This window comes from Duganella rivi, from assembly GCF_009857435.1.
Classification (GTDB): domain Bacteria; phylum Pseudomonadota; class Gammaproteobacteria; order Burkholderiales; family Burkholderiaceae_D; genus Rugamonas; species Rugamonas rivi.
Genome location: NZ_WWCK01000006.1, coordinates 490948 through 505175, shown reverse-complemented (window position 1 = coordinate 505175; position 14228 = coordinate 490948). Strand labels below are relative to the sequence as shown.

12 protein-coding genes are annotated in these 14228 nt (G+C 60.2%); 11 read left to right on the top strand and 1 reads right to left on the bottom strand.

All coding sequences use genetic code 11. The features are described from left to right. The 7 genes from GTP45_RS21810 (at window position 1) to GTP45_RS21780 (ending at window position 8465) form a co-directional block, all read left to right on the top strand. On the top strand, window positions 1-1611 hold the full coding sequence (locus GTP45_RS21810) for a GMC family oxidoreductase (RefSeq protein WP_161015943.1): 1611 nt from the start codon (window positions 1-3) through the stop codon (window positions 1609-1611). Between the two features lie 106 nt (window positions 1612-1717). Then, window positions 1718-2488, top strand: a complete 771-nt coding sequence (locus GTP45_RS21805; protein ID WP_161015942.1) for an ABC transporter ATP-binding protein — start codon at window positions 1718-1720, stop codon at window positions 2486-2488. Further along, a complete protein-coding gene (locus tag GTP45_RS21800) occupies window positions 2488-3195 on the top strand; it encodes an ABC transporter ATP-binding protein (protein ID WP_161015941.1) in 708 nt (235 codons plus the stop codon). Before GTP45_RS21805 ends, GTP45_RS21800 begins: the two co-directional genes overlap by 1 nt. Window positions 3196-3216: 21 nt before the next feature. Beyond that, window positions 3217-4413, top strand: coding sequence for an ABC transporter substrate-binding protein (locus GTP45_RS21795; RefSeq protein ID WP_161015940.1), 1197 nt, complete (start codon window positions 3217-3219; stop codon window positions 4411-4413). 128 nt (window positions 4414-4541) lie between these two features. Beyond that, on the top strand, window positions 4542-5426 hold the full coding sequence (locus tag GTP45_RS21790; RefSeq protein ID WP_161015939.1) for a branched-chain amino acid ABC transporter permease: 885 nt from the start codon (window positions 4542-4544) through the stop codon (window positions 5424-5426). Continuing rightward, window positions 5426-6400, top strand: a complete 975-nt coding sequence (locus GTP45_RS21785) for a branched-chain amino acid ABC transporter permease (RefSeq protein WP_161016176.1) — start codon at window positions 5426-5428, stop codon at window positions 6398-6400. The genes GTP45_RS21790 and GTP45_RS21785 overlap by 1 nt, the downstream gene beginning before the upstream one ends. 7 nt (window positions 6401-6407) lie before the next feature. Further along, window positions 6408-8465, top strand: coding sequence for a 3-hydroxybutyrate oligomer hydrolase family protein (locus GTP45_RS21780; protein ID WP_161015938.1), 2058 nt, complete (start codon window positions 6408-6410; stop codon window positions 8463-8465). A gap of 80 nt (window positions 8466-8545) precedes the next feature. Here GTP45_RS21780 and GTP45_RS21775 read toward each other — a convergent pair whose 3' ends face one another. Next, window positions 8546-9703 carry an iron-containing alcohol dehydrogenase gene (locus GTP45_RS21775; protein ID WP_161015937.1) on the bottom strand — a complete coding sequence of 386 codons (1158 nt, stop codon included), beginning with the start codon at window positions 9701-9703 and terminating at the stop codon, window positions 8546-8548. A 123-nt stretch (window positions 9704-9826) separates the two neighbouring features. Here GTP45_RS21775 and GTP45_RS21770 point away from each other — a divergent pair, with 123 nt between their 5' ends. From GTP45_RS21770 to GTP45_RS21755, 4 genes are all read left to right on the top strand, one after another. Then, complete coding sequence (locus tag GTP45_RS21770; protein WP_161015936.1) at window positions 9827-10591, top strand: sulfite exporter TauE/SafE family protein; 765 nt, start codon at window positions 9827-9829, stop codon at window positions 10589-10591. Window positions 10592-10756: 165 nt separating this feature from the next. Beyond that, on the top strand, window positions 10757-12682 hold the full coding sequence (gene mnmG / locus GTP45_RS21765) for a tRNA uridine-5-carboxymethylaminomethyl(34) synthesis enzyme MnmG (RefSeq protein WP_161015935.1): 1926 nt from the start codon (window positions 10757-10759) through the stop codon (window positions 12680-12682). After that, on the top strand, window positions 12679-13329 hold the full coding sequence (gene rsmG / locus GTP45_RS21760) for a 16S rRNA (guanine(527)-N(7))-methyltransferase RsmG (protein ID WP_161015934.1): 651 nt from the start codon (window positions 12679-12681) through the stop codon (window positions 13327-13329). The genes mnmG and rsmG overlap by 4 nt, the downstream gene beginning before the upstream one ends. 111 nt (window positions 13330-13440) lie before the next feature. Next, on the top strand, window positions 13441-14211 hold the full coding sequence (locus GTP45_RS21755) for a ParA family protein (RefSeq protein ID WP_161015933.1): 771 nt from the start codon (window positions 13441-13443) through the stop codon (window positions 14209-14211). Window positions 14212-14228: the final 17 nt, after the last annotated feature.

Here is a 14228-nt window from a genome sequence, read left to right as displayed (position 1 = left end):
TTGGAATCAGCAGGCAGCTACGATTACATCATCATAGGCGCAGGCTCGGCTGGCTGCGTTTTGGCTAACCGGCTCAGTGCCGACAAGGATAAAGAAGTCCTGCTTATCGAAGCCGGCGGCCGCGACGATTATGTGTGGATCCACATTCCCGTCGGCTATTTGCATTGCATCGACAATCCCCGCACCGATTGGAAATTCCGCACCGAGGCCGATCCCGGACTCGGCGGCCGCAGCCTGTTGTACCCGCGCGGCAAAGTACTCGGTGGCAGTTCTTCGATCAACGGCATGATCTATATGCGCGGCCAAGCCGGCGATTACGATCGCTGGGCCGCCCTCACCGGCGACGATAGCTGGCGCTGGGAGGCGGTGCTGCCGCTGTTCAAAAAAAGCGAGGATTACCACGGCGGCGCATCGGAATTCCATGGCGAAGGCGGGCTATGGCGGGTGGAAAAACAACGCTTGTCGTGGCAAATTCTTGATGCTTTCCGCGACGCCGCCGAGCAGGTGGGCCTCCCCAAAGTGGACGATTTCAACCGCGGCGACAACGCCGGTTGCGGCTATTTCGAAGTGAATCAAAAACGCGGCATCCGCTGGAACACGGCCAAAGCGTTTTTGAAACCGGCAGCGCGGCGACCGAATCTGACCATCATGACCGGGTGCCACGTGGAACGTTTGCAGATCGAAAACGGCGTTTGCACGGGCGTGATTTTCACCGGCGGCGGCACCCAATTCACTGCAACCGCACACAAAGAAACCCTGCTGGCAGCAGGCGCGGTTGGAAGTCCGCAGATTTTGCAGTGCTCCGGCATCGGGCCGGCGGCTCGCTTGCACGAGCTTGGCATTACGCCGCTAGTCGACCTTCCTGGCGTTGGTGAAAATCTGCAAGACCACCTGCAACTGCGCATGATTTACAAGCTCGGCAACAACGCCCGCACCTTGAATACCATGGCTTCCAGCTGGTTCGGCAAGGCCCGCATCGGCCTTGAGTATGCGTTGTTGCAAAGCGGGCCGATGTCGATGGCGCCGTCGCAGCTGGGCGCGTTTGCGCGTTCCAGCGCCAGCGAGCAGACGCCGAACTTGCAGTATCACGTGCAACCGCTGTCGCTGGAAAAATTCGGCGACCCGTTGCACACCTTCCCTGCCTTCACGGCCAGCGTGTGCAATCTGCGGCCCACTTCGCGCGGCCATGTGCGCATCGCCAGCACCGATCCGTACGCGCCCCCGAAAATCTCACCGATGTATTTGAGTACGCCGGAAGACCGCAAAGTGGCGGCGCAAGCACTGGCACTCACGCGCAACATCGTCGCCGCACCGGCGCTGCAACGCTACGCGCCGGAAGAGTACAAGCCCGGCGTGCACTATCGTACTGAGGAAGAATTAGCCGACGCGGCAGGCGCCATCGGCACCACGATTTTCCATCCAGTGGGCACCTGCAAGATGGGCCGCGCCGACGATCCCATGGCCGTGGTGGATGGCCAATTGCGCGTGAAAGGCGTGGCCGGTTTGCGCGTTGTGGACGCGTCTGTCATGCCTTTCATCACCTCGGGAAACACCAACTCCCCGACCATCATGATCGCGGAAAAAGCAGCACATCTAATCCGCAGCGTTTGAATTTAGATCAAAAATCAACCGTAGTTATACTGTATTGTTAGCTAATTTGTTACTGTGTATGATCTAGAAAAATTTAGTACTTTGAAAAGAATAACAAGGAGACAGGATGTCCGACGTTATCTTGGAAACGAAGCACTTGACCAAGGAATTCAAGGGTTTTACCGCGGTCAATGACGTCAATTTGAAAGTACAGCGTGGTCACATCCATGCGCTGATCGGCCCCAATGGGGCCGGTAAAACCACATGCTTCAATTTGTTGACCAAGTTCCTGGTGCCGACATCCGGCCAGATCCTGTTCAACGGCAATGACATCACGTCCGCCAAGCCGGCGCAGATCGCTCGCATGGGCGTGATCCGCTCATTCCAGATCTCGGCCGTGTTCCCGCACCTGACGGTGCTGCAAAATGTCCGCATAGGCTTGCAGCGCCAGCTCGGCACCAGTTTCTTTTTCTGGCAAAGCGAGCGCGCGCTGGACAAGCTCAACGAGCGCGCCATGCAGCTGCTGGCGGAAGTCGATCTGACTGAATTTGCCGACACCATCACCGTCGATATGCCTTACGGCCGCAAGCGCGCGCTGGAAATCGCCACCACCCTGGCGATGGAACCGGAGCTGATGCTGCTCGACGAACCGACGCAGGGCATGGGCCACGAGGACGTGCACCGCGTCACCGAGCTGATCAAAAAGGTCTCGGCCGGCCGCACCATCCTGATGGTCGAGCACAACATGAAAGTGGTGTCCGGCATCTGCGACAAAATCTCCGTGCTGCAGCGCGGCGCCATGCTGGCCGAAGGCAGCTACGCCGAGGTCTCGACCAACCCGCAAGTGATGGAAGCCTACATGGGCACGGAAGCCGCTGTGCTGGAAGGAGCGCACTGATGACGGCCGCTCTGGAAATCTCGAATCTGCAAGCGTGGTATGGCGAATCGCACATTCTGCACAACGTCAACATGACGGTGCAGCCGGGCGAAGTGGTGACGCTGCTCGGCCGTAACGGCGCCGGCCGCACCACCACGCTGCGCGCCATCATGGGCTTGACCGGCGCGCGCAAGGGCTCGATCAAGGTCAACGGCCAGGAAGCGATCGGCTTGCAGACCCACAAAATCGCCCACCTGGGCATTGGTTACTGCCCTGAAGAACGCGGCATTTTTTCCTCGCTGTCCACGGAAGAAAACCTGATGCTGCCGCCGCATTTGAACGGCGCGGACAAGGGCATGACGGTGGCGGAAATCTACGCCATGTTCCCGAATCTGGAAGAACGCAAGCACAGCCAAGGCACGCGCCTGTCCGGCGGCGAGCAGCAAATGCTGGCGGTGGCGCGCATCCTGCGCACCGGCGCGCGCCTGCTGTTGCTGGATGAAATTTCCGAGGGGCTGGCGCCGGTCATCGTGCAGGGTTTGGCGCGCATGATTACCACGCTCAAATCCAAGGGCTACACCATCGTCATGGTGGAACAGAATTTCCGGTTTGCCGCCCCGCTGGCGGACCGGTTTTATGTGATGGAACACGGTCAAATCGTGGAGACCTTTGTTGCATCTGAGTTGAGCGCCAAGATGCCGGTGTTGACCGAGCTATTGGGTGTTTAAACCTTGGTAGGGAGACAGATAATGAAAATCAAAGCCATCACCCTCGCAGTAGCCGCTTGCGCATCGTTCTCGGCCCAAGCACAGATTTCCAATGACACCGTGAAAATCGGCTTCATTACCGACATGTCGGGCCTGTACACGGACATCGATGGCGCCGGCGGCGCCGAAGCCATCAAGATGGCGATTGCCGATGCCGGCGGCGCCATCAACGGCAAGAAGATCGAATTCATTTCCGCCGACCACCAGAACAAGGCCGACATTGCCGCCTCCAAGGCGCGCGAATGGTTCGACCAGCAGGGCGTGGACATGCTGATCGGCGGCACCAACTCGGGCGCCAATCTGGCCATGGCCAAGATTGCCGCCGAGAAGAAAAAAGTCTTCATCTCGATCGGCGCCGGCTCGGCCCGTTTGACCAACGAAGAGTGCACGCCGTACACGATTCACTACGCCTACGACACCATCGCGCTGGCGCGCGGCACCGGCGGCGCGATCGTCAAGCAGGGCGGCAAGAACTGGTACTTCATGACCGCCGACTACGCCTTCGGCCAGTCGCTGGAAAAGGACACGGCGGAAGTGGTGAAATCGGGCGGCGGCAAGGTGCTGGGCGCGGTCAAGCACCCGCTGTCGGCGTCGGACTTCTCGTCCTTCCTGTTGCAGGCGCAATCGTCGGGCGCGCAGATTCTCGGTCTGGCCAATGCCGGCGGCGATGCGATCAACTCGATCAAGGCCGCCAACGAGTTCGGCATCACCAAGAAGATGAAGCTGGCCGGCCTGCTGATCTTCATCAACGACGTGCACTCGCTGGGCCTGAACCTGACGCAGGGCATGTACCTGACCGACGGCTGGTACTGGGACGCCAATCCTGAAACCCGCGAGTGGTCGAAGCGCTATTTCTCCAAGATGAAGAAAGAGCCGTCGATGCTGCAGGCCGCTGACTTCTCGGCCGCCAGCAATTACCTGAAAGCGGTGAAAGCCGTCGGCACGGATGACGCCGACAAGGTGATCGCCTACCTCAAGGCCAACAAGATCAACGATATGTTCGCCAAGAACGGCGTGATCCGCCCGGACGGCCGCATGGTGCACGATATGTACCTGATGGAAGTGAAGAAGCAGTCCGAGTCGAAATATCCATGGGACTACTACAAGATCGTCGCCACCATCCCCGGCGATCAGGCGTACGCCACCAAGGCGGAAACCAAGTGCAGCCTGTGGAAATAAGCTGAGTTATCCCCCGTCCGCCATTCCGGCGGAAGCCGGAATCCATAGAACGCTGGCCATGACGCTCAGCATGGATTCCGGCCTGCGCCGGAATGACGGCTTTTCCGACCACTGAATTACGGATTCCCATGGAAATCTTCGGCGTTCCTTTGCCCGCGATGTTGAGCCAGCTGCTGCTGGGGCTGGTCAACGGCTCGTTCTACGCGATGCTGTCGCTCGGCCTGGCCGTCATCTTCGGCCTGCTCAACGTGATTAACTTTTCCCACGGCGCGCTGTACATGCTGGGCGCTTTCCTGGCGTGGATGGGCATCGAGTATTTCGGCCTCAACTACTGGGCCATGCTGGTCATCGCGCCGCTGCTGGTGGGCGCGTTTGGCGTGATCATCGAGAAGACCATGCTGCGCCACCTGTACAAGCTGGATCATCTGTACGGCCTGCTGCTGACCTTTGGCATCACGCTGCTGGTGGAAGGCGTGCTGCGTTCGTTCTACGGCGTTTCCGGCCAGCCGTTCCAGGTGCCGGAAGCACTGGCCGGCGCCACCGACCTCGGCTTCATGGTGATGCCGAACTACCGTGCGTGGGTGGTGATCGCGTCGCTGGCGGTGTGCTTGTCGACCTGGTTCGTGATCGAGAAGACCAAACTGGGCGCCTACCTGCGCGCCGGCACCGAGAATCCCAAGCTGGTCGAAGCGTTCGGCATCAACGTGCCGCTGATGGTGACCCTGACCTACGGCTTCGGCGTCGCTTTGGCGGGCTTTGCAGGCGTTTTGGCGGCCCCAATCATCCAGGTGCAGCCCCTGATGGGGCAGAACCTGATTATCGTCGTATTCGCCGTTGTAGTGATCGGCGGCATGGGGTCGATCATGGGCTCGATCCTGACCGGCCTGGCGCTGGGCGTGATCGAAGGCCTGACCAAGGTGTTCTACCCGGAATTTTCGTCGACCGTGGTGTTCCTGGTGATGGTGGTGGTGCTCTTGCTGCGTCCGGCTGGCCTGTTTGGTAAGGAAAAATGATGAACAAGAAAATCGGCTACCTGCTTGCTTTTGCCGTTGCACTGGCCGCGCCGTTTGTCGGCTACCCGGTGTTCCTGTCCAAGCTGCTGTGCTTTGCGCTGTTTGCCTGCGCGTTCAACTTGCTGATCGGCTTTACCGGTTTGCTGTCGTTCGGCCACGCGGCCTTCTTCGGCATGGCCGGCTACGTGGCCGGCAATGCGATGAAAAACTGGGGCTGGCCGGTGGAGCTGGGCTTGCTGGCCGGCGTGGTCGCTGGCGCGGCTATCGGACTGGTGATGGGCGCGCTGGCGATCCGCCGGCAGGGCATCTACTTCTCGATGATCACCTTGGCGCTGGCGCAGATGGTCTACTTCGGCGCGCTGCGGGCAGGCGAGTTCACCGGCGGCGAGGATGGCTTGCAAGGCGTTCCACGTGGAAAACTGCTGGGCGTGGTCGACCTTGCCAACGACACCACTTTATACTTTGTGATCCTCGGCATCTGCGTGCTGGCCTTCATGCTGATCGTGCGCACCGTGCATTCGCCGTTCGGCCAGGTGCTGAAGGCGATCAAGGAAAACGAGCCGCGCGCCATCTCGCTCGGCTACGACGTCGACAAATACAAGCTGCTGGCCTTCGTGCTGTCGGCCGCGCTGGCGGCGTTGGCCGGCGCCAGCAAAACCTTGGTGCTAGGTTTCGAAACCTTGACCGATGTCCATTGGACGATGTCTGGCCTGGTTATCCTGATGACGCTGGTGGGCGGCATGGGCACGTTGGCTGGGCCGATGCTGGGCGCCATCATCATTATTGCGTTGGAAAACAAGCTCGGCGATTGGGGCACGTTGTTGGCTCACGTCTCCGGCATTGAATGGTTTAACACCATAGGCGAAGCGGTCAACATGGTGGTTGGCCTGATCTTCATTATTTGTGTGCTGTTGTTCCGGCGCGGCATTATTGGCGAGTTCATTGCTCTGGCCGGAAAGAAAAAACCAGTGTGAGGAACTTATGCAAATTAAAACCGTTGTGCTGGCGCTGGCCAGCATCGCAATCGCCGCCTGCGGCTCGAACGAGCACGACGAACGCGAAGACTTGAATCTCAAGCCGAGCTTCCTCGGCGACATCAGCAGTAAATCTTATGACGGCGCCAGCGATGATTTGCTGACCGCCGGCCTGGGCAAGACCGGACTGGCGGCCGCCGCCCCGGCCTTTGCCGATCCCGCCAATCCCACTGCCGCAGAACTGCGCCGTAACGCCATCCACGGCAACTACCGCGCGGTGCTGGATATCTCCGCCAACAGCGGCTACGGCACGCTGTATGGGCCCAATGTGGACGCCAAGGGCGTGGCGGGAGCAGGCGAGGGCAAGATCGCCGGTAGCGAGCACATCGCCTACGCCGACGATGGCAGCGGCAACCAGAACGTGACCTTGATGGTGCAAGTGCCGGCCGGGTTCGACGTGAAAAATCCGTGCATCGTTACTGGCACCTCCAGCGGATCGCGCGGGATTTACGGCGCCATCGGCAGCGCCGGCGAGTGGGGCTTGAAAAACAATTGCGCGGTGGCGTATGCCGACAAGGGCAGCGGCACCGGGCTGTACGCGTTCGATGATGACAGCGTGAACTTGCAAAGCGGCTTGCGTTCGTCGCGCGCGGCGGCCGGCAAGAGCAGCGTCTTCACGCCGGTGCTGACGGATGCCGAGCGCTCTGCGTTTGCGGCGGCGTATCCGGGCCGCATCGCGTTCAAGCACGCGCACTCGCAGCAGAACCCGGAGAAGGACTGGGGCAAGATGACCTTGCAAGCGGTCGAGTTTGCCTTCTACGTGCTGAACGAAAAGTACGGCACCCTGGCCAAGGACAACAAGAGCCACGTCGTCGCGCTGACGCCCAAGAACACCATCACGATAGCGTCCAGCATTTCCAACGGCGCCGGTTCGGCCTTGCTGGCGGCCGAGCAGGATAGCAAGGGGCTGATCTCCGGCGTGGCGGCGAGCGAGCCGCAGATCCAGCCGAAGCTCGCGACTGGCTACACGGTGAAGCAGGGCGCAGTGACGGCAAGCGGGCAGGGCAAGGCGCTGTTCGATTACTCGACCTACGCGGCGCTGTACCAGCCGTGCATCGCGGCGACGGCGGCCACGCCCGGGCGCTGCACGGCGCTGGTCGCCAAGGGCTTGCTGAGCGGCGGCGATCTGGCGGCGCAGCAGGCGGACGCCAAGGCCAAATTGAAAGCCTACGGCTGGCTGGCGGATTCGGACGTATTGCAAGGCGCGCATGCGGGCACGAATATTCTGGTTGCCGTGACCTATGCCTACGCTTACGGCAAATTCTCCGTGACCGACAAAGTGTGCGGTTTCACGTTTGCGCAGACCGATGCGACTGGCGTGCCGCTGGCGTTCACAGCGGCGCAGAAGGCGTCCAGCTTTGCCACGCAGAACGGGATTATCGGCAGCGTGGTGTATGAGGATTCGGTCGGTGGCGCCAAGGCGTACAACGTTGGCGTGTCGGCCAGCAGCGGCGTAGCGGATCAGTCGCTGGACGGATTCCTGTGCTTGCGCTCGTTGGCGACCGGCGTGGATACCGTGACCGGTTTTGCGTTGACGGGCACGCTGGCGGCGCAAAGTGCGCGGGTGAAAGCGGGAATGGCGGAGGTGGCGGCGACGGGGAATTTAAAGGGCAAGCCGGCCATCATCGTGCATGGCCGCAGCGATACCTTGATCCCGGTGAACTTTGCTTCGCGTGCATACGTGGGATTGAATGCGGCGGTGGAGGGCAGTGCGAGCAAGCTGCGCTACATCGAGGTGACCAATGCCAACCACTTCGATTCATTCAGCAACGCGCTGCCGGGGAGCATCGTGCCGCTGCACGTCTACCTGTTCCGGGCGCTGGATGCGATGCTGGCCAACCTGCGCAGCTCGACCGCGCTGCCGCCGTCGCAGGTAGTGAGGACAGTAACGCGGGCCGATAACACCACGCTCGTCACCAGCGCTAATTTACCCGCGTTCGCCACAAGCCCAACGGCGGCGAACGTCATTACCCTCAGTGGTACCACGATTACAGTGCCTGATTGAGCGGTGCAGCCGAACCCGGCAAGTCGGGGTCTGACCCCGTACGGGGTCAGACCCCTGCTGAGCGCAGTGCGGGGTACAAATTAAAGCGCAGCCGCATAGATCGCACGAGCATCTTCCCGGGTCACGAGGCGCGGGTTGTTGCCGAGTAAGCGGGTCTGGAGCATGGCGTCATCCGCCAGCCGATCCAGATCCGCTTCCACGATGCCCACCTGCTGCAACGTCCTCTCTATCCCCGTCACCGTAGCGATTTGCTGCATGGCAACAGCCAGCGCCTCCGCCCTCGCCTCGGCGCTGCCTGTCGCTGCCGGCACTACGATCTCCGCCAACTCGGCATACAATCCCGCCGCCTCCGGCGCATTGAAGCGCAACACATGCGGCAGCACCAGCGAATTCGACAGCCCATGTGGCACGTGAAATATCCCGCCGATCGGATACGCCAGCGCATGCACCGCCGCCACCGGCGCGTTGGAAAACGCCTGCCCGGCCAGCATCGCACCCAACAGCATGGCCTGCCTCGCCGCCAGATCCCGGCCATTCTCACACACCGTAATCAGATTCGCCGACAACAAGCCCAGCGCCTTGCGCGCCAGGATATCGGACAGCGGATTCTTTTTATGCTTGCTGGTGTAGGCCTCAATCGCATGCACCATCGCATCAATCCCGGTGGCCGCTGTCACGGCTGGCGGCAAGCCGATGGTCAGCTCCGCATCCAGCAATACCAAATCGGCATAGAGTTGCGGCGCCACGACGCCCATCTTCGTGGTAGCACCAGTCGTCACGATGGCGATGTTGGTCACCTCTGAACCGGTGCCGGCCGTGGTCGGAATCTGCACCAGAGGCAGCCGCGCACCCTTCACATTGCCGATGCCGTAAATGCCGCTGATCGGCTGGTCGCTATCCGCCAGCACGGCAATCAGCTTGGCCACATCCATCGAACTACCGCCGCCGAGCCCGATCACGATATCGGCCCGGAACGCCCGAGCCGCGCCCACCGCCTCCAGCACCACCACCTCCGGCGGATCGGCCACCACCTGTGAATAGATTTCCACAGCCAGTCCCGCCGACCGCAAGCTGGCCGCCGGTGCATCCACCAGCCCGGTCTTCAGGAAGCCCGGATCGGTGACCAGCAAGGCGCGCCGGACGTTCGGAAAGCGTGATTGAATGTGCTGGCCCAAGCGCCCCGCCGCGCCCGTTTCGGAGACGACGTGGGCTACGGTACTGAAAGCAAAATCGTTCATGACGGCATCCGTTCAGTGGTTGATTTCAACGCCTAGCTTACCCCAAGCCATACCGGATCGGCATCAGCCGCCGCAGATTTCTTCCGTACAATAGAGCCTTTGCAAGCTGAGAAAGACGGAATCATGGTGGACTTTTGGGTGTTAGGTGCGGCCGCGTTCGGCGCAGGTTTGGTCGATGCGGTGGTGGGCGGAGGAGGGCTGATCCAGCTACCGACCATGTTCACGGTCTTTCCCAACATGGCGCCGGCCACGCTGATCGGCACCAACAAGCTGGCCAGCATCTTTGGCACCAGTGTGGCGGCGGTCAGCTACGCGCGCAGGGTGGCGATTGCCTGGACGGTGGCGACGCCCGCCGCACTGGCGGCGCTGCTGTTCGCCTTCCTCGGTGCTTACACGGTGACCAAGGTTTCGGCCGACTTCATGCGTATCGCGCTGCCGGTGGTGTTGCTGGCGGTGGCGATCTATACCTTCGCCAAGAAGGACTTCGGTAGCGTCCACGCACCGATCCACTCGGGCGCCAAGGAGCAGACGCTGGCGCTGCTGACCGGCGCAGGCATCGGTTTTTACGACGGCTTCTTCGGCCCCGGTACCGGTAGCTTTCTGGTATTCCTGTTCGTGCGCATCTTTGGCTTTGACTTCCTCGGTGCATCAGCTGTGGCCAAGATCGTCAACGTGGCGTGCAACTTTGCGGCGCTGGTGTGGTTCGGCTACAGCGGCCACCTGATCTGGCAACTTGGCCTGACCATGGCCGTTTGCCAAATCGCCGGCTCCTTGATCGGCTCGCGCATGGCGATGAAGCACGGCAGCGGCTTTGTGCGTAAGCTGTTCCTGGTGGTCGTGTCTGTACTTATTGTTAAGACAGGCCACGACGCGTGGTTGCGATGGTGATGTTTCACGTGGAACATTGGTAAAGGGACACTTCGGTGTCCTTTTTTTATTGTTTCACGTGGAACACTACGCCACAACGACAACTATATTTTTGCCTAAAAAAGTCGCAGCATCAAAAAAACTCTATAATCTGTACTTGATCCCTTCGCTTTAAACTTTTCCACCATGTTATTTCCTACGAATTTCGACGTCATCGTTGTCGGCGGTGGACACGCCGGTACTGAGGCCGCCCTTGCTTCTGCCCGTATGGGACAGAAGACGCTGCTGCTCACCCACAACATTGAGACGCTAGGCCAGATGTCGTGCAATCCATCCATCGGCGGTATCGGCAAAGGCCATTTGGTCAAAGAAGTCGATGCGCTGGGCGGCGCCATGGCGATCGCCACCGATGAATCGGGCATCCAGTTCCGCATCCTGAATTCCTCCAAAGGCCCTGCCGTGCGCGCTACCCGCGCCCAAGCCGACCGTATTCTATACAAGGCCGCGATCCGTTCGCGTCTGGAAAACCAGCCGAATCTGTGGCTGTTCCAGCAGGCCGTGGACGACCTGATGGTGGAGGGCGACCGTGTAGTCGGCGCCGTCACCCAGATCGGCCTGAAGTTTGCCGCGCAAGCCGTGGTGCTGACCGCTGGTACTTTCCTCGACGGTAAAATCCACGTCGGCCTGAACAACTACTCGGGCGGCCGCGCCGGTGATCCGCCAGCCGTTTCGCTGTCGGCCCGCCTGAAAGAATTGAAGCTGCCGCAAGGCCGCCTGAAGACCGGCACGCCGCCGCGCATCGATGGCCGCAGCATCGACTTCGCGCAAATGACCGAGCAGCCGGGCGACCTCGATCCAGTGCCAGTGTTCTCGGTGATGGGCAATACGTCCATGCACCCTGAGCAAATGCCATGCTGGGTAACCCACACCAACCAGAAAACCCACGACATTATCCGTGGTGGCCTGGACCGCAGCCCGATGTACACCGGCGTGATCGAAGGCGTCGGCCCGCGCTATTGCCCGTCGATTGAAGACAAGATTCATCGCTTCTCGTCCAAGGAATCGCACCAGATTTTCCTGGAACCCGAAGGCCTGACCACCCACGAATTCTATCCAAACGGCATCTCGACCAGCCTGCCATTTGACGTGCAGATCGAGCTGGTGCGTTCGATGAAGGGGCTGGAAAACGCCCACATCATGCGCCCGGGCTATGCCATTGAGTACGATTATTTCGACCCGCGCGGCCTGAAAGCATCGCTGGAAACCAAGGCCATCAACGGCCTGTTCTTCGCCGGCCAGATCAACGGCACCACGGGTTACGAAGAAGCGGCAGCCCAAGGTTTGCTGGCTGGCGTCAACGCCGCGCTGCAAACGCAGGGCAAGGAAGCCTGGACGCCGGCACGTTCGGAAGCCTATCTGGGCGTGATGGTGGACGACCTCGTTACGCAGGGCGTGATGGAGCCATACCGCATGTTCACCAGCCGCGCCGAGTATCGCCTGAGCCTGCGCGAAGACAATGCCGATATGCGCCTGACCGAAATCGGCCGCAAACTGGGCGTGGTGGGCGATGCGCAGTGGGCATCCTTCGATCGCAAACGCGAGTCGGTGGCCAAGGAACTGGAGCGTTTGCGCTCCACATGGGTGAACCCGCGCATCCTCGAAGCCGCTGAATCCGAGCGCGTTATCGGCCAAGCCATCGAGCGCGAGTACTCGCTGGCCGACCTGCTGCGCCGTCCGGGCGTGGCGTACGACAAGCTGATGACGCTGAAAGGCGCGGATGGCCGCGAGCTCGCCGGCCCAGGCGAAAGCGATGCAGCGGTCAAAGAACAGATCGAAATCCAGCTCAAATATTCGGGCTATATCGATCGCCAGACCAAGGAAGTCGAGCGTCACGAGCACTACGAAAACCTGAAACTGCCGGAGAACTACAACTACCTCGACATCACCGCGCTGTCGGTGGAGGTACGCCAGAAGCTGCACGCGCAGCGCCCGGAAACCCTGGGTCAGGCATCACGCATCTCGGGCGTCACGCCGGCAGCAATTTCGCTGCTGCTGGTGCATTTGAAGAAGGCCGGTTTCGGTGGTTTCGTGAATAAAGAAGAGGCAGCATGAAGGTATTCAACCGCGAAGTAGTAGCGGATGTTCTGAAACAAGGCATCAAACAGCTGCCGCTGGAGCTGAGCGAAGCGCAGGTAGAAAAATTGCTCGACTACCTGCACCTGCTGAACAAGTGGAACTCGGTGTACAACCTGACCTCGGTGCGCGATCCATTGGAAATGGTGAAGCTGCACTTGCTGGATTCGCTGACAGCCGTGGCCGCATTCAAGGATGCGGCCAACGTGCTGGACGTGGGAGCAGGGGGCGGGTTGCCGGGCATGGTACTGGCCATTAGCCGCCCGGACATGAAAGTGTCGATGATAGACACGGTGCACAAGAAGACCGCCTTCCTCAACCAGGTGAAGGCGGAGCTGGAACTGGGCAACGTCACGGTGTACACGAAGAAGGTGCAGGAGCTGGAAGTGAAGACGAAATTCGACGTCATCACCTCGCGGGCATTCGCAGACCTATCGGACTTCGTTAACTGGTCCGGGCACCTGCTGCAAGAGGGCGGTCAATTCATCGCCTTGAAAGGGACGGCGCCGGCAGCGGAGCGAGAGCGGCTGCCGGCACCATGGAAAGTGCAGAATTTAGAGCCTTTGGCAGTGCCGGGGCTGGACGCAGAGCGTCATCTGGTTTTCATCAAAGCCGAAACTGAGTAAACGGTTTATACGGTATAAATGGTTTATATCATTTATACAGTATAGATAATATAAATCGTTTATATCGTTTATACCGTATAAATCAAAAGCATCAACACACATAAGAAATACATGGCAAAAATTTTTTGCGTAGCAAATCAAAAGGGTGGCGTAGGCAAGACTACCACGACTGTTAACCTCGCCGCCGGTTTGGCAAAACTGGACCAGCGCGTCTTGCTGGTCGACCTGGACCCGCAGGGCAATGCCACCATGGGTGCGGGCATCAACAAGGCAGGACTGAAAGCATCGACCTACGAGGTGATGCTGGGCACGGCAGACGTAGCTGCTGCACGCCAGCGTTCCGAGCCTGGCCACTTCGACGTATTGCCATCGAACCGCGAACTGGCCGGCGCAGAAGTCGAGATGGTAGAACTGGACAACCGTGAGCGCCGCCTGAAGGAAGCGCTGGCGCTGGTGGATAAAGAGTACGATTTCATTTTGATCGACTGCCCGCCGGCGCTGTCGATGCTGACCCTGAACGGCCTGTGCGCTGCGCACGGCGTGATCATTCCAATGCAGTGCGAGTACTACGCGCTGGAAGGTTTGTCGGACCTGGTCAACACCATCAAGAAGGTACACGCTAACCTGAACCCGGACTTGAAGATCATCGGCTTGCTGCGCGTGATGTTCGATCCGCGCATGACGCTGTCGCAGCAAGTATCGGCCCAGCTGGAGCAGCACTTCGGCGACAAGGTATTCAAGACCATCATCCCGCGCAACGTGCGCCTGGCGGAAGCGCCGTCGTACGGCGTACCGGGCGTCACCTTCGATCCGACCTCCAAGGGCGCGCAGGCGTACATCGCCTTCGGCGCCGAGATGGTCAAGCGCATCAAGAAAATGTAAGGCATAGGTAGGCACAT

Bases quoted from the DNA above. Each gene is read 5' to 3' on its own strand.
- GTP45_RS21790 (WP_161015939.1), top strand. From the start codon at position 4,542: ATGGAAATCTTCGGCGTTCCTTTGCCCGCGATGTTGAGCCAGCTGCTG.
- mnmG (WP_161015935.1), top strand. From the start codon at position 10,757: ATGTTATTTCCTACGAATTTCGACGTCATCGTTGTCGGCGGTGGACAC.
- GTP45_RS21780 (WP_161015938.1), top strand. From the start codon at position 6,408: ATGCAAATTAAAACCGTTGTGCTGGCGCTGGCCAGCATCGCAATCGCC.
- GTP45_RS21805 (WP_161015942.1), top strand. From the start codon at position 1,718: ATGTCCGACGTTATCTTGGAAACGAAGCACTTGACCAAGGAATTCAAG.
- GTP45_RS21755 (WP_161015933.1), top strand. From the start codon at position 13,441: ATGGCAAAAATTTTTTGCGTAGCAAATCAAAAGGGTGGCGTAGGCAAG.
- rsmG (WP_161015934.1), top strand. From the start codon at position 12,679: ATGAAGGTATTCAACCGCGAAGTAGTAGCGGATGTTCTGAAACAAGGC.
- GTP45_RS21775 (WP_161015937.1), bottom strand. From the start codon at position 9,703: ATGAACGATTTTGCTTTCAGTACCGTAGCCCACGTCGTCTCCGAAACG.
- GTP45_RS21785 (WP_161016176.1), top strand. From the start codon at position 5,426: ATGAACAAGAAAATCGGCTACCTGCTTGCTTTTGCCGTTGCACTGGCC.
- GTP45_RS21795 (WP_161015940.1), top strand. From the start codon at position 3,217: ATGAAAATCAAAGCCATCACCCTCGCAGTAGCCGCTTGCGCATCGTTC.
- GTP45_RS21800 (WP_161015941.1), top strand. From the start codon at position 2,488: ATGACGGCCGCTCTGGAAATCTCGAATCTGCAAGCGTGGTATGGCGAA.
- GTP45_RS21770 (WP_161015936.1), top strand. From the start codon at position 9,827: ATGGTGGACTTTTGGGTGTTAGGTGCGGCCGCGTTCGGCGCAGGTTTG.